At 37.0% G+C, this 15785-nt stretch carries 16 protein-coding genes, 1 tRNA gene, 1 rRNA gene and 1 pseudogene; 3 read left to right on the forward strand and 16 right to left on the reverse strand.

Annotated elements, in window-relative coordinates; genetic code table 11:
• The 3 genes and pseudogenes from HT732_RS00990 to rlmD form a co-directional block, all read right to left on the reverse strand.
• Window positions 1-214: ribosomal RNA gene (locus tag HT732_RS00990) — 16S ribosomal RNA — on the reverse strand; the annotation flags it as partial.
• 242 nt (window positions 215-456) lie between these two features.
• Window positions 457-528 (reverse strand) — tRNA-Glu (locus tag HT732_RS00995).
• A 61-nt stretch (window positions 529-589) separates the two neighbouring features.
• Window positions 590-1945: pseudogene (gene rlmD / locus HT732_RS01000) on the reverse strand (23S rRNA (uracil(1939)-C(5))-methyltransferase RlmD).
• A gap of 56 nt (window positions 1946-2001) precedes the next feature.
• Here rlmD and HT732_RS01005 point away from each other — a divergent pair.
• The 3 genes from HT732_RS01005 (at window position 2002) to HT732_RS01015 (ending at window position 4186) form a co-directional block, all read left to right on the forward strand.
• Window positions 2002-2778 carry an aminoglycoside 3'-phosphotransferase gene (locus HT732_RS01005; RefSeq protein WP_173253682.1) on the forward strand — a complete coding sequence of 259 codons (777 nt, stop codon included), beginning with the start codon at window positions 2002-2004 and terminating at the stop codon, window positions 2776-2778.
• Between the two features lie 9 nt (window positions 2779-2787).
• Window positions 2788-3564: a recombination regulator RecX gene (recX, locus tag HT732_RS01010; RefSeq protein WP_173253683.1), complete on the forward strand. Its 777-nt coding sequence runs from the start codon at window positions 2788-2790 to the stop codon at window positions 3562-3564.
• Between the two features lie 88 nt (window positions 3565-3652).
• Window positions 3653-4186 (forward strand): DUF402 domain-containing protein, encoded by a 534-nt coding sequence (locus tag HT732_RS01015; protein WP_000775316.1) that lies wholly within the window; start codon window positions 3653-3655, stop codon window positions 4184-4186.
• A gap of 69 nt (window positions 4187-4255) precedes the next feature.
• Here the strand turns inward: HT732_RS01015 and HT732_RS01020 are convergent, their stop codons facing one another.
• The 13 genes from HT732_RS01020 to HT732_RS01080 form a co-directional block, all read right to left on the reverse strand.
• The gene (locus HT732_RS01020) at window positions 4256-5023 is read right to left on the reverse strand and encodes an epoxyqueuosine reductase QueH (protein ID WP_173253684.1); all 768 of its coding nucleotides are present in this window, start codon (window positions 5021-5023) and stop codon (window positions 4256-4258) included.
• A gap of 136 nt (window positions 5024-5159) precedes the next feature.
• Complete coding sequence (groL, locus tag HT732_RS01025) at window positions 5160-6782, reverse strand: chaperonin GroEL (RefSeq protein ID WP_049521660.1); 1623 nt, start codon at window positions 6780-6782, stop codon at window positions 5160-5162.
• Window positions 6783-6797: 15 nt separating this feature from the next.
• Entirely contained in the window at window positions 6798-7082 is a 285-nt protein-coding gene (gene groES / locus HT732_RS01030; protein ID WP_000917323.1) for a co-chaperone GroES, read from the reverse strand.
• 299 nt (window positions 7083-7381) lie between these two features.
• On the reverse strand, window positions 7382-8236 hold the full coding sequence (locus HT732_RS01035; RefSeq protein ID WP_031233157.1) for a PTS system mannose/fructose/sorbose family transporter subunit IID: 855 nt from the start codon (window positions 8234-8236) through the stop codon (window positions 7382-7384).
• Window positions 8217-9059 (reverse strand): PTS sugar transporter subunit IIC, encoded by an 843-nt coding sequence (locus HT732_RS01040; RefSeq protein WP_033676368.1) that lies wholly within the window; start codon window positions 9057-9059, stop codon window positions 8217-8219. The genes HT732_RS01035 and HT732_RS01040 overlap by 20 nt, the downstream gene beginning before the upstream one ends.
• A 23-nt stretch (window positions 9060-9082) precedes the next feature.
• Entirely contained in the window at window positions 9083-9577 is a 495-nt protein-coding gene (locus HT732_RS01045) for a PTS sugar transporter subunit IIB (protein ID WP_020903146.1), read from the reverse strand.
• 26 nt (window positions 9578-9603) lie between these two features.
• Entirely contained in the window at window positions 9604-10041 is a 438-nt protein-coding gene (locus HT732_RS01050) for a PTS fructose transporter subunit IIA (protein WP_173253685.1), read from the reverse strand.
• Between the two features lie 160 nt (window positions 10042-10201).
• The gene (locus tag HT732_RS01055; RefSeq protein WP_173253686.1) at window positions 10202-11494 is read right to left on the reverse strand and encodes an extracellular solute-binding protein; all 1293 of its coding nucleotides are present in this window, start codon (window positions 11492-11494) and stop codon (window positions 10202-10204) included.
• The gene (locus tag HT732_RS01060) at window positions 11491-12174 is read right to left on the reverse strand and encodes a response regulator transcription factor (protein ID WP_033683129.1); all 684 of its coding nucleotides are present in this window, start codon (window positions 12172-12174) and stop codon (window positions 11491-11493) included. The genes HT732_RS01055 and HT732_RS01060 overlap by 4 nt, the downstream gene beginning before the upstream one ends.
• Window positions 12149-13486 (reverse strand): sensor histidine kinase, encoded by a 1338-nt coding sequence (locus HT732_RS01065; RefSeq protein WP_173253687.1) that lies wholly within the window; start codon window positions 13484-13486, stop codon window positions 12149-12151. The genes HT732_RS01060 and HT732_RS01065 overlap by 26 nt, the downstream gene beginning before the upstream one ends.
• On the reverse strand, window positions 13486-14451 hold the full coding sequence (locus HT732_RS01070) for a substrate-binding domain-containing protein (protein ID WP_173253688.1): 966 nt from the start codon (window positions 14449-14451) through the stop codon (window positions 13486-13488). The genes HT732_RS01065 and HT732_RS01070 overlap by 1 nt, the downstream gene beginning before the upstream one ends.
• Before the next feature lie 87 nt (window positions 14452-14538).
• The gene (locus HT732_RS01075) at window positions 14539-14934 is read right to left on the reverse strand and encodes a single-stranded DNA-binding protein (RefSeq protein WP_069287338.1); all 396 of its coding nucleotides are present in this window, start codon (window positions 14932-14934) and stop codon (window positions 14539-14541) included.
• 76 nt (window positions 14935-15010) lie between these two features.
• Window positions 15011-15772, reverse strand: coding sequence for an SDR family NAD(P)-dependent oxidoreductase (locus tag HT732_RS01080; protein WP_173253689.1), 762 nt, complete (start codon window positions 15770-15772; stop codon window positions 15011-15013).
• Window positions 15773-15785: the final 13 nt, after the last annotated feature.

Here is a 15785-nt window from a genome sequence, read left to right on the forward strand (position 1 = left end):
GCACCTTTTAAGCAAATGTTATGCAACATCTACTATTATGCGGTATTAGCTATCGTTTCCAATAGTTATCCCCCGCTACCAGGCAGGTTACCTACGCGTTACTCACCCGTTCGCAACTCATCCAGAGAAGCAAGCTTCTCCTTCAGCGTTCTACTTGCATGTATTAGGCACGCCGCCAGCGTTCGTCCTGAGCCAGGATCAAACTCTCATTAAAAGTTTGAGTTCTCACTCATTTCTGTCACTGACAGATTTATTGTTTTTTTCATTGTTCAGTACTACAACTTCAGTTGTAGTGCCCTGCACATTGGTTCGTCTTGTTCAGTTTTCAAAGGTCTTTGTCACTCGCTTCTCTCAAGCGACAACTATATCAGTATATCACAGCTACTTTCGCTTGTCAACACTTTTTTGAAACTTTTTTAATCTTTTTTCATCAAGTGTTCCTACCGCAACATACCATAGTCCGTACGGGATTCGAACCCGTGTTACCGCCGTGAAAAGGCGGTGTCTTAACCCCTTGACCAACGGACCAGAGTTGTTATTTTCAACTCTTACTATTATACAGGCTTTTCTAACTTTGTCAACACCTTTTTTAAATTTTTTTAATTAATTTTACAACTGCTTCAGTTCGAGCGGTGTGTGGGAACATATCGACCGACTGAATATAATGGATATCGTAGACTTCTACTAATCTTACCAAATCACGAGCCAAGGTCGAAACATTACAAGAAATATAAACCATTTTTTCTGGTACATAAGTAAGAATAGTATCTAATAACTTATCATCCAGACCTGTACGTGGTGGGTCCACAATCAGAGCATCTGCTCGGTAGCCTTCCTTGTACCAACGAGGAATAATCTCTTCTGCCGTTCCAGCTTCATAATGAGTATTGTCAAATCCCATTCTTTTAGCATTTCGCTTGGCATCTTCAATGGCTTCTGGAATAATATCCATACCTCTTAGTGTTTTAACTTTCTTTGCGAAGGCAAATCCAATCGTTCCAACTCCACAATAAGCGTCAATCAAATGGTCTTCTTTAGTAACATCCAAGGCTTTTACCGCTTCGTTATAAAGAACTTCTGTTTGTTCAGGATTTAGTTGATAGAAAGCTCGAGGAGATAGTGAAAATTCATAATCGAGTACACCTTCTTGAATACTCTCTTGTCCCCAGATAATCTCTGTCTTTTCACCATAAATCTCACTGGTTTTAGCTGTATTTGTATTCACAGCTACTGTCACAATTTCTGGAAAATCTTTAACTAAGTCTTTCACTAGTTGGGTTAAATTAAGCTGACGATTTGTAACAACAATAATCTGAACCTGTCCAGTCTTTCTTGCTCGTCGAACCATTATAGTTCTAACACCTAGAACTTTTCTCTCATCCGTGATTGGAATTTGGTGAAAAGTAAGTAATTCCGCTAGACGATTAGCAATCACTTGGGTTTCCTTATCTTGTACCAGGCAGTCTTTCAACTCTACTAAATAGTGAGAGTTTTGTGCATACAAGCCCGCCTTGACCTGATTTTAAAATTTTCGAGTCTGAAATTGTAACTTAGCTCTGTAATATTTTGGTTCCTGCATTCCAATAGTTGGACGAATTTCATAGTTTTCATATCCTGAAGGAGCAAATTTTTTCAGCGCTTGATGAAGCAAGTCCGTCTTGAACTCCAGCTGCTTATCATAATGCAGGTGCATGATTTGGCAGCCTCCGCATTCATTGTAAATAGTACATGCTGGCACAACACGGAATTTAGACTTCTTATTAACCTTTAGTAATTTTGCTTCAACAAAGTTACGTTTAATAGAAGTAATCTGACAATAGATATCTTCTCCTTTGAGAGCACCCGGCACAAAGACTAAGGTTTTTTGATAAAAGCCAATTCCCTCACCATTAATTCCCATGCGCTTGATTTTTAATGGTATTTTTTGTTTTATTTTTAGATTCATAGGTCTATTATACCATGGAGTTTCTAAGATATTTAAGAATATGTTACAATAAAAGCATGAATTCAAAAACACCTCGCTTTAGTATACTAGATTTCCCTGAACAATTACGAAGCTATATCAAGGGAGCTAATCTCTCTGATAGTTCTTCTCATTCAAGTGCAACTGTCCTACATATAGATTCAGGTTACTATTTAAAAATAGATCAAAAAGGCAGATTAGCTCAAGAAGCTAAGATTGCAAATTGGTTCGAAACTGAAGGATTGGGAACTCCAGTGATTACCTATTTATCAGCAAAAAAGGACTTCCTTCTGACCAAAGAAGCCATTGGCAGAAACGCTCTCGATTTTTTAAATCAACCCGAAAAACTCTGTCAAACCCTGGCTCAAGCATTAAACAAACTTCACAGTCTTAAACTACAATCTTTTCCGTCGGAAAATCATCTGAAGCGTTATAAAGAAAAAGCCTTAAAAAACTATCAGAAGGGGGCTTTTTATAACAAGACTCTTCTACCTCAATTTCATATTCACAGTCGTGAAGAAGCTTACCAACTGATACAAGAGAAAGGTTACATTCTCAAAGCTGATGCTTTTATTCATGGAGATGCCTGCCTGCCAAATTTCATCTTGAAGGATGCCTCGCATTTTTCTTGCTTTATTGACTTGGGATTGGCTGGTTTTAGTGACCGACATATCGACCTCTTTTGGACAATTTGGTCCCTTCATTACAACCTACAAGATGCTACGTATACTGAATTATTTCTCGACTATTACGGTAGAGAATATGTAGATATGGATAAACTCCGACTTGTTGCAGCTTTCGAAGCATTTAGATGAAAGGAAATTATGAAAATCACAAAACTTGAAAAGAAAAAAAGACTCTATCTGATGGAGCTTGATTATGGCGACAAATGCTATATCACCGAAGACACAATTGTTCGTTTTATGTTATCGAGAGATAAGGTGATAAGCGAAGAGGAATTGAAGGAGATTCAGGACTTTGCTCAATTTTCTTATGGTAAGAATCTGGCCCTCTACCATTTATCCTTCAAAGCACGCACTGAAAAAGAGGTCAGAGAATATCTAAAAAAATACGATATTGATGAAAACATAGTTTCTCAAGTCATTGCTAATCTTAAAGAAGATAAGTGGATCAATGATAGCCAATACGCTTATGCTAGCATCAATGCTAATCAACTTTCAGGAGACAAGGGGCCTTATGTACTGACTCAGAAACTAACACAAAAAGGGATTTCAAAATCCACTATAGAAGAGATACTGAAAGAATTTGATTTTTCGGAAGTTGCTCAACGTGTAGCTAATAAACTATTGAAAAAATATGAGGGAAAACTTCCAGCTCGTGCCTTGCAAGATAAGATAATCCAAAACTTGACCAACAAGGGCTTCTCTTACTCTGATGCTAAAAGTGCCTTTGACGACTTGGATAGTCAAGTCGACCAAGAAACGACTCAGGAACTCATCTTCAAGGAGCTTGATAAGCAATATACTAAGTATGCTCGAAAGTATGAAGGATACGAACTTAAACAGCGTTTAACTCAAGTTTTAGCACGAAAAGGCTACGATTTTTCGGATATAGCAAGCGCTCTCAGAGAATATCTTTAATATTTTCATGTAAAATTCACGGATTTTAGGTAATTTTATGGTACAATAGTAAACGATAAACTTATAAATTGTAGAAAGTTGGTTAGTTATGAAGCTTCCAAAAGAAGGCGACTTTATTACAATTCAAAGTTATAAGCATGATGGGAGTCTCCACCGAACTTGGCGAGACACCATGGTACTAAAAACAACAGAAAACGCCATTATTGGTGTCAACGATCATACACTGGTTACCGAAAGTGATGGTCGTCGTTGGGTCACTCGAGAACCGGCTATTGTTTACTTTCACAAGAAATATTGGTTTAATATCATTGCCATGATTCGCGATAATGGAATTTCCTACTATTGCAATATGGCTAGCCCCTACTATCTGGATGAAGAAGCACTGAAGTATATTGATTACGATTTGGATGTTAAAATTTTTACAGATGGAGAGAAACGTCTCTTGGACGTTGAGGAGTATGAGCGTCACAAACGCAAAATGAATTATTCTGATGACTTGGACTATATTTTAAAAGAACATGTCAAAATTCTTGTTGATTGGATTAACAATGGACGAGGTCCTTTCTCAGAAGCCTATGTCAACATTTGGTACAAGCGCTATGTAGAACTAAAGAATCGGTAAAGTTGTCAAACTAGGGTGAAAGCCCTGGTTTTTTATTTGAAAAACCCAGCTTTTCAGCTGGGTTGGTCTCTATATATCCAATTTTGTAACTGTAAATTTGATATGGGAATAGTCTTTTTCAACATCCTTATCCAGCAAGAACGCTGTGGCGTCCTTCTTAACTTGAACCAGATCAATATTCTGGGCTTGGGCTGCATAGACGCATCCACAATAACATTGACGATAGATGTCATACTCTTCACACATCTCTACTGAACGTTTGTAACCTTGATTTTTCTTGAAATCGCTGGGAAGATAGTGGGTGGTATAAATCTTTTGCACATCGATTCCGATGCTGTTAATGGTTTGAGAATTCTTATGAGGACTGATGGTCAAGGCTGAGCCAAAATAGTCAAAACCTAAATCCATAGCCACTTGCGCTGTTTTATCCAGGCGGTAGTCAAAGCAAACCTTACAACGGTCGCCTCCTTCAGGCTCTTCCTCCAACCCTCTGACCAATTTTCGGTATTCATTTGGTTCGTAGGGAGCTTCTAGATACTGGACCGTATTTCCTGTTCGCTCATTGAAATCACTGACAAATTTTTTGGTGACGTAAGCCCGCTTGTGGTATTCTGGCTTGGGATGGATATTAGAATTGGCAAAATAGATAGTCACATCTGCATACTTGGTCAAATATTCTAGGGTATAGGTACTGCAAGGGGCACAGCAAACATGCATGAGAATGGTTGGCCGTTGCTCATTTTTCTCCCATACTTGTACCATCTTCTGCATGACACGGTCATAATTAATCTTCTGATTGGGGTTCATCTTGCTCAGAATTTCTTCTACATCGATCATGTTCTTCTCCTTTTTCTAGTCTTATTTTATCATATAAGTTAGGAGAGCTCAAATCAATTTAGAAGTGAATATCACAAAAAGAGGGTTAGTCATTCCCTCCTTTTGTGTTTTTTATAAGTTGTTTTCTATAGAAATCTTACATCATGCCGCCCATCATGCTTGGATCCATTGCTGGAGCTGGGGCCACTGGTTCTGGTTTATTGGCTACGACTGCTTCCGTAGTTAAAATCAAGCTGGCTACAGATGCTGCGTTTTGTAGGGCTGAACGGCTAACTTTAACTGGGTCGATAATCCCTTGATCAATCATGTTAACCCACTCACCAGTTGCTGCGTTGAAGCCTGTACCAACTTCAGCATTTTTCAAACGATCGATGACGATAGAGCCTTCAAATCCTGCATTGTGGGCAATCTGACGAACAGGTTCTTCCAAAGCACGGAGAACGATATTGCGTCCTGTTGCTTCGTCTCCTGTCAATTCCAAGGCAGCAACAGCTGGAATGACATTTACAAGGGCAGTTCCACCACCAGCAACGATTCCTTCTTCAACGGCTGCACGAGTCGCGTTGAGGGCATCTTCAATACGGAGTTTCATTTCTTTCAACTCAGTTTCAGTTGCAGCTCCGACCTTAATCACTGCGACACCACCTGACAATTTTGCCAAGCGTTCTTGCAGTTTTTCACGGTCAAACTCTGAAGTTGTGGTTTCGATTTGAGACTTGATAACCGCAACACGGTGAGAAATCGCTTCAGGATTTCCAGCACCTTCTACGATAACAGTGCTATCTTTGTCAACGGTCACTCTAGCTGCTTGACCAAGTGCCTCAATTGTCGCATCTTTCAACTCAAGACCAAGATCTTCTGTGATAACTGTTCCGCCTGTTAAGATAGCGATATCTTCGAGCATAGCTTTGCGACGGTCACCAAAACCAGGTGCCTTAACTGCTACTACGTTGAAGGTTCCACGAATCTTGTTCAAAACAAGAGTTGGAAGAGCTTCACCATCTACATCATCCGCAATAATCAAGAGCGGACGATTGCTTTGGAGAATACTTTCTAGGAGTGGCAAGATTTCTTGGATATTGGAAATCTTCTTATCAGTAATCAAAATATATGGATTTTCAAGGTCAGCTACCATTTTTTCGCTATCTGTTACCATGTACTGTGAAAGGTAACCACGGTCAAACTGCATTCCTTCCACAACTTCAAGTTCTGTTTCCATACCACGTGACTCTTCGATAGTGATGACACCGTCTTTGCCAACTTTTTCCATGGCTTCAGAGATGTATTCACCGACTTTTTCAGAACGAGAAGAGACGGCGGCAACCTGAGCGATAGCTTCTTTGTTGGCAACAGGGATGGCGTTGTTTTTCAAAGCTTCAACTGCTGCGGCAACTGCTGTTTCAATCCCACGACGAATGCCGATTGGGTTGGCACCTGCTGTGACGTTTTTGATTCCTTCACGGACAATTGCTTGGGTCAAAACAGTTGCAGTTGTCGTTCCGTCACCTGCGATATCATTGGTTTTTGAAGCTACTTCTGATACCAATTTGGCACCCATATTTTCAAAATGGTCTTCTAATTCGATTTCTTTGGCAATAGTTACACCGTCATTGGTGATCAAGGGTGAGCCAAATGATTTTTCCAACACAACGTTACGACCTTTTGGTCCCAAGGTTACTTTAACAGTGTCTGCAAGGATATCGACACCACGAACCATGGCTGAACGGGCATCTGATGAAAATTTAATTTCTTTTGACATACTTACTTTCTCCTTCTATTCTTCAATGATAGCCAAAATGTTAGCTTCGCCAACGATGATATACTTTTCATCACCATCTTTGACATCAAGACCTGCATGGGCTTCAACTAAGACACGGTCTCCAGCTTTAACACTTGGAGCAACCAAGTCACCGTTCAAGGTACGAACACCTTGTCCAGTAGCCACAACTTGGGCTGTTTTTGTTTTTTCTTGAGCTGAACCTGCGAGGACAAAGCCTCCAACAGTTTGTTCTTTTTCTTCGATTTTTAAGACCACACGGTCTCCTAATGGTTTCAACATCTGTTTTCCTCCATGATGAGATAGATATTATTAGCACTCTTTATGACCGAGTGCTAATTCATAGTTCTATTGTATCACTTGGTCAGAAATAGTCAAGAAAAAAGTCTGACTTTCTGAGGATGAATAGATAAATTTCTTTATCCTAATTTTGCACTTTAATAATGTAAAATTTTAACGAACATGATTTATGGAATTAGTATTTTCGTTAATTCTTTTATAAAAAATATCGAAACTCTAAATCCTTATATTACGCATATATAAAAAACAACGATTATAAACCGTTGCTTTTTTACATACTATTAATATTTCAATCCTGGATTGAAAAATCCTAAGGCTACTCCTACAAGTGCAATAACTACCAATAATAGCATCACCCAATTTGGAGAAACTTTCTTTTTAGCCATCAGCCACCAACATAGAACAATAAAACCTGCTGTTAAAAGACCTGGATAAACACCATCAATCTTTTCTTGTAAGTTTAAAAATGTTTCTCCATCTCCATTTTTCAGCTCTAGCGCCGTAGTGACAGATACCCAAGTTGCTGCAACAGCTCCTATGACCATACCACCAACAACACTAATTGCTTTTCTTAGCGCCTGACCTTTAGGACCTACTAAAAATTCTACTGCTTTATCTCCAAGTTCATATCCTTTAAAATAAGCAAAACGCATTCCAAGATAGACTAATAGATTCCATGCAATAATATAGAATATTGCACCAGAAATATTTCCTCCTTTAGAAAGACCTAGAGCTATCCCCAAAAGAACAGGAATTAATGTTCCTACAATAAGTGAATCTCCAATACCTGCAATAGGCCCCATTAGACCAGCTCGCATTCCATTGATGGTTTCACTATCTACGGCATCTCCATTTGCACGCGCTTCTTCCAAACCAGCTGTTATCCCAACTACTAGAGAACCCAACTGCGGCTCAGTATTAAAGAATGCTGTGTATGTTTGCATAGCTTCTTTTTGTTCTTCCTTAGTATCATACATTTCTTCTACAATTGGAAGCATAGAAGTTAAATATCCAAAAGTTTGCATATGTTCTTGAGAAAAACATGTCAGATGTCCATAGAACCAGTGGTGAAATGATTTTGTCAATGTTTTTCTTGATATTTTTTTTCGACTCATTCTAAATATCCTCCTCTTCATCAAATCCCATATCACTGACAACCGCTGTCGTACGGGCAGATTTAATAACTTCTAATTCATAATAAATTACTGCAAAAATTAATGACACAACACCACTTGCTACTAAGTTCAAGCCTAAAGATTTTGCTAACGTGAACCCGACAAAGAAAGGAATAAAGTCTGTTGTTTTTGTAACAATTTGTTTCAAAAGTATTGCAATACCCACACATGGAAGGAGTGCTCCTACAGTAAATAGAGACTTCATTACAAAACCATCCATCGGAAGATATAATTTCATAAGATCAACCATATCTGGTCCAAATTTTGTAATAATCATTGTTGGTAAGAAAGAAAAGATAAAATGTGAAATCCAAGGATATACCCAATCAACAGCATATAACTTCTTAAAATCACCTTTCTCTACAGCTTTCCATCCAATGTGTTGCCAAAGCAAGTTCATAGTAGCTGTACCATAGAATAAAACAGTTCCAATTGTTCCAACCGCGGCTCCAATTGGCGCTGCTGCTGCTGCAATCGCCACTTCACCTGAAATATTATTTGCATGAACAAATAGGATAGATAACGGAATTCCGATATAAGAAATTGCCCGTACATCGGCCGATACAGTTCCACCAGGTGTCACTAAGGCAATATATAATACCTGTAAAGCCACACCAACGATTACCCCTGTTGTTATATCTCCTAATATTAAACCTACAATTAAACCACCAACTAATGGACGCCCCAAAGTATAGTTACCAATACTGGATCCCCCCATACCTGGCATCGATGCTAAACTTGCAAACAATCCTAAAAGAGCTGCTTGAATCCAAGAAATTTCCATCATTTTGTCTCCTTATTTCATTATTAAAATCCAAATTTTGATTTAAAATCACTCCAATAGCCAATAGATACATCTGGTAATAATTGGAATCTAACTTTATATCCTGCTTTTTCAATTGCTTCTAGTGCAACTGCTTCCTCTTGAGTAATTGATTGATTATTTCCCAACTTGATAGCACCTGGTCTATCGTTAGCAGGTCCTACAATAATCTCTTTAACATCTCCTGGAATAAAGCCCTGGTCTACTAAAATTTCTTTCATATCAATTGGATTCTTAGTAATCAAAAAATATCTACTATCCGATTCTGTTACTTTAGATGATTTTTCTTTAAACGCTTCCTTTGTCCAAACAAATGTTTTTTTATCTGACGCACCTTTATATGCCTGAATTAAAACCTTATTAGATGCAGCAGCGTCATTTACTGCAATTAATCCATCACATGGATGTTCTTTTGCCCATCTAGTGACTGTTTGTCCATGAATCATTCTATCGTCAATTCGTACAAATGTTACTACCATAATTTTTTATTCCTTTCCTTATACAACTAAATATCGTCTTCTTCATTAAGATTATCATCCGATCCGACTTCAAATTCCTGTAGAGCTGAGGATGATTCGTTTAATATCGTAGAAACAAGTTCACTTCCGGTCAGAATGTCTTTCATCACCACTGCTGTAAGTGCCATTGTTAAGTTCATACCTCCCAAAATAGTTGCATTCTCTAATTTTCCAAATTCTTCTAATACTGTTGCAACAGTTGTTAAAGGACTTCCCCCAACAATATCTGCTAAAACAAGAACCGAATCATTTTCATCCAGAGATGCAATAACATTCTTGACCTCTACAGAAAAACCTGCAAGACTTTCTCCATCTTTTAAGCTAATCGCTATGACATCATCTACCTTATCCGAAGCAAACATAGAAAGAGATGATTTCAATCCCTCTGCGAGTCCTCCATGACTGACTAATATCAAATACTTCATATTTCCCTCCTTTTATTGATTTTATTCTATCATCCTTATCTTCACTTTATAATTGTTAAATGTCACAAAAGTTTATTGATAAATGTCAATAAAAAAATGACAAATGTCAATAAAGACATCTGCCATGTTCGTATTATTTAAGAAATAATAATCTTGATATCTATTTAAGGGTTCCTATATCTAGTTCTTTTTGTAACTTAATAAGACTACCTTCAATATCCGTGTTATTTTCATCCATAGATAATGCTTCTAATCTTTCTTCTATTCCAACTAATGATTTTGAATCTATCCCTTTTGAAATAGTTGTAATTGAATTTTTCATTATATAATCCAGTGAAGTAGTCGTTAAGGCATTTTGACCAATCATTCCTTTCTTCATCAACTCTTCACTTTTCAAACTAGTTACTACCTCTGGTAATACTGAGCTTCCTTGACCCTTATTAAATAAATTTTGTTGAATTTCACGATTAATTGTTAAAAATTCTATAAACGATACGGCAAGGTTTGAATTGCGAGCACGCGAAGAAACCACGTATAAGGAAGTATCTGTTACAGTCGAACGAATGTCTTCCTTAGTCGTTGGCAACGAAATACATGTCCAGTTAAAATTTGTATATTTGGCCACATGATAAGGAAAAGGTTTATATGTACGATATTGTGCCAAACTCATTGGATAAAAGGCCACATGTCCTTCATCAAAATCTTTATAGGTTACTTTGTAGCGTCCGTTTAATTGATTCAATCCCCTTATATAGGATAAAGCATCCTTCATTTCTGACGAATCTATACGAGGAATCCCACTCTCAGAAATAGTAACTCCAAAGGCTGCTAGAGATTCTTTCCAACTATATCCTGTTATCCCAAATTGATCAACGATTCCATCTCCATCGGTATCTTTTGTAACTTTTTTACTAATCTCATAGAGATCTTTCTGCGTCCACCCTACTTTAGGAATTTCAATGCCCTCTCTTAAAAGTAAATCTTGATTTACACACATCAACATGGGATTGCTTTCATATGGAAGACCGTATAAATCATCTCCGTATTTTGCTGCCTGCAAAGATACATCATAGAAATTAGAGGCATCTTCTTGAGACAGATAGGAATTTAGGTTTTTTAAAATACCTTTTGATGCAAATAAAGATAATTGGTCGCTTGATAATAGAAATACATCCGGTTCAGAACCTTTTAAAATTTGACTTGAAATCCAATTAGAATACTCCTCCTTAGGAATACCTGAATCATATACAATTTTAACCCCTGGATGAAGCTCTTCAAATTTCTTAATAGCCTCATCTAGTACATAGCTGTTATTCCCTGTAGGAATTCCCCAACTAGAATCAGAATAAAAACCCAGTCTAATAATCTTTATCTGCTTGTTTTCCCAAATAAGAAATAAACTCAAGCAACTTAGCACAAACAGTATCGCTAGAAACAATTGCTTTACTTTCATTTATCCATTTCCTTCGAAAAATTCTTTTGTGTCACACCTGTTTGTACAGCCCATATGGCTAACTGTGTCCTATCTCTCAAATTTAGTTTTGAAAGAATGATAGAAAGGTAATTGCGCACTGTTCCCTCGGATAAAAAAAGATTACTGGCAATTTCCTTATTTGATTCTCCAAATGCCACTTGCTGAATAATTTTCCATTCTGTCAGTGATATATTTTCAATATTCTCTTCCTTCACAGTAATAGAAAAATTGGTCTGTGCCATCTGCGAGAACAATTGAAATACCTTACTAGCTATATTAGGATTAATCATAGCTCCACCTTTATACACTGTCTGAATGGCTTGGTATAACTCGTCTGTTGAAACTCCTTTTAATAAATAGCCAGATGCACCATATTTTAAAGCACTAAAAATAAATTCGTCGTCATCAAATGTTGTTAAGATTATAATTTTTATATTTGGAAAACGTTTTTTGATTTCTTTTGTAGCCAATACTCCGTCCATTCTGGGCATTCTAATATCCATTAAAATTATATCCGGTTTTACAGTCATGATGTTGTCCATAGCTTCAATACCATCACCAACGACGGATACAACATCAATATCAGCATATACTGATAAAATGATCTGCAAGGACTCTCTAATTAACGCCTGATCATCTGCAATCATTACCTTTATCATATACTTCACCTCCTATTTTTGGAAAAACTATTTTAGTGTAAAATCCTTCCCTATTTTCAAAATGAATAGAACCACCTAAAATAGAAACTCGCTCTCTCATTTGTTTCAAGCCATACCCAATTTGTAAGTCGTCAAAACCTATTCCATTATCTTGCAAAACTATTATGTTGTTATCCTCACTCATAAAGTGAATGCTCATTTTACTAGCATGTCCGTGACGAACAGAATTTGTCATAGATTCTTGTATAATCCTAAAAATAGTATCTTCCTGCATAACATCTAAATCAATATTCCCCCATTCATATTTTAGATCGACAGAGAGTTTTGATAGAGACTCATACTCACTAATCATTAATATTAGAGCATCTTTTAAACCATTATTTTGCAAAGCTCCTGGTCTCAGTCTCTGTAATGATCCCCTAACATCTTTTATCCCCTCTCTAACTGCATTTGAAACATTTTTCAACTGTTCTTTAGCACGGATAGGATGAACATCAATTAGTACAGAAACAGCATCAATCCCTGCTGAAATTCCTGTCAATGCATGCCCTAGAGTATCATGAATTTCTCGAGCAATTCTTTTCCTTTCTCGATCTTCAGCGATTTTCTCTGATAACGATATGTAATGATTCAATTCAATGTTGACTCTAGATAACATTTTAAGCTCTTCCTCAATATTATGGTGTTCTTTAATCACGTATAGGATATAAGACAATAAAGAGATGATGAAAATAATAACATTTAATGATGTCAATGCATTTTCTAAAAATAACACTACACCTCGTATGGAGGATGGATAAAATTGGATATAGGCAGAAAGAGATGGAACTTTTATAAATAGTGACAAGATTTCATAGTCTGTTAAAAGTAACATTAAAAAACTCAAGAAAATAAAAATAATCCAAGAACGCTTACTATCAGAGTCTTGAAACTCTCTTGAACTATAGAATATATCAGCAAAAACTAATAATATTATCCCATTGTATGACAGATTTTGTGACCATATAACACCAATCATTAATACTATTTCAAACAAATTCCATTTTGAAAAAATTGGCCATTTTTTCTCAGTTGAATACATTTTATAGGTAGATATAAAAATAATACCGACAAAAAAAATAATTGAATACCAAAAAATCTGGTCAGGTGATTTTGAAATATTGTTTAATTCTCCCAATAAGAGTATCATCTGTCCCTTTGAAATTACATAGTTTGTAATCTGTATATACAAAGCTCCATTGTATATAATGGTTAGAAAATTAATTAATAAAAGCAAAATTATAGAGTACTGGACACCTTTTACCTGTTTCATTACTGCCACCCATTAATATCAAACTGAATTATATTATTTTTATCAACAAATTGTACAGGTATAGTATATAATTCTTCAACTTCTTCTTTTTTTACTAATAAATCTATTGTTTCCGATACTTTTCTACCCATATGAGATGGAAATTGAGCAACCGTTCCCGTAACTTCATCTGTTGTAGCTAATAAATGCTTCATATCTGGTGAACCATCTATTCCGTAAATAAGTTTTTTTGAAGTTACTTTCAATTCTTTGATTGCTGCTAAAGCTCCTATAGCGGCTCTATCATTTAAAGCCACTATAACATCAAACTTTAGACCTTCAGATAACGCATCACCTACAGTAGTCATAGCATACTCTGTTTGACCAACCGTTTCTCTTTCTGAGATAATTTGATAATGTTCTTCTGATTTTATTGTATCCAAAAAACCAGTTATTCTCTGATTAGCTGATAGAGCATCTTTATGCGTTAACAAAAGAATATGAGCATTTGAGGTACGTTTCATCAAATCCTTGGCAATTAATATCCCAGCATGGTAATTATCAGAAACTATGCTCGTATCAACTTTTATATTATTCAACTGACTATCTACTGCTATAACTCTAATTCCAAAATTCTTTGCCCTACTTAACGCTTCTACAATTTGCTCGCTATCACTCTTAACCGGATTAATAACAATAACATTCACTCGCTTCTCTATAAACTCATCAATTTGTTTACTCTGTTTTTCTTCACTCATCTCTGCATCCCGAGTATACAATATCTGACCTTCTGAATCAGAATAGCGTTGAATCTCATTATGTAAATGTCTATAAAATTCACTATTCATCGTCATATAAGTCGCTCCAACTTTTATTTGTCCCGGAATAGGATCTGTCTGACTCACATGAGTATAAATCGCAAAAACAAATACGACTACTGTACAAAATATAATTTTGACGATTGTTCTTGTATATTCTCTACTCATTCCAACCTCCAAAAAGTTTCAACTAGTTCATTGTAACACATTTAGACATTATAAAAAAGCCTGAGACCAACTCAGACTTTTTAATGCTTAAAATGGTAGTTCTTCCTCTTCCAAGACCAAATCCGCCAAATCTTGGCCTGCATTATTTTCACGCATGGCACGTTGGGCACGACTTTCCAAGAGTTGGAATCCAGTAACAAGTACTTCAGTCACATAGTTAATCTGACCATTTTTCTCAAAACGACGGGTACGTAATTCTCCATCCACAGAAATAAGACTACCTTTGGTTGCGTAGCTTGCCAAAGTCTCTGCTAGTCTGCCCCATAGGACCATATTGACAAAATCAGCTTCACGTTCGCCGTTTTGGTCTTTGTAACGACGGTTCACAGCGATAGTTGCTCGCGCTACTGACTTGTCATTGTTGGTTTTGTGCAATTCTGGTGTAGACGTTAAACGTCCAATCATGATAACTTTATTATACATATTTTCTTCCTCCTACTTATCTATTCGTAGGAAGTCAAAAAAAGTTACAGAAATTTGTAACTTTCGAGAAAATTTTTTACTTTTTATAAACCATGAAACCTGTTGCCTGTTGATTGGCCATAATGGTCATATCTGTAATCTGAACACGACGAGGTTGACTAGTCACATAGACTACTGTGTCTGCAATATCCTGAGCTTGCAAGGCTTCTATTCCTTGGTAAACGGACGCAGCTCGTTCTTTATCACCGTGAAAACGTACCGTCGAAAAATCTGTTTCGACAATCCCAGGCTGAATGGCCGTCACCTTGATATCCGTTGCGATGGTATCAATTCGCAGACCATCTGAAAAGGTCTTAACTGCTGCCTTGGTAGCTGAGTAAACAGCGGCACCAGCATAGGCGTAGATTCCTGCGGTTGAGCCCATATTGATGATATGTCCTTGATTAGCTTTTACCATTGCTGGCAAGAAAGAGCGAGTGACTGCCATCAAACCTTTGACATTGGTATCTAGCATGGTCAACATATCCAACTCTTCATAGTCCTGATAAGGTGCTAAACCTAGAGCCAGTCCGGCGTTGTTGACTAAGATATCAATCCGCCCTATCGTTTCTAGAATATCGGAGCAGACAGTCTTGACCATGGCCATATCCGTCACATCTAGTGAAAAAGTCCAAACTGTTTGATTTGGATAGGTTGCTGCAAACTCTGACTTAAGGGTTTCTAATCTGTCTATCCGTCGTCCAGTTAGAACGACATTCTCACCCTGCTCCAGATAAGCACGCGCAATCGCTTCACCGATTCCTGAGGTTGCTCCTGTAATCACAACATTTTTTGCCATCTTATTTCCTTCT

Origin of the sequence: Streptococcus sp. 5346 (assembly GCF_013277455.1) — a bacterium.
Taxonomy (GTDB): domain Bacteria; phylum Bacillota; class Bacilli; order Lactobacillales; family Streptococcaceae; genus Streptococcus.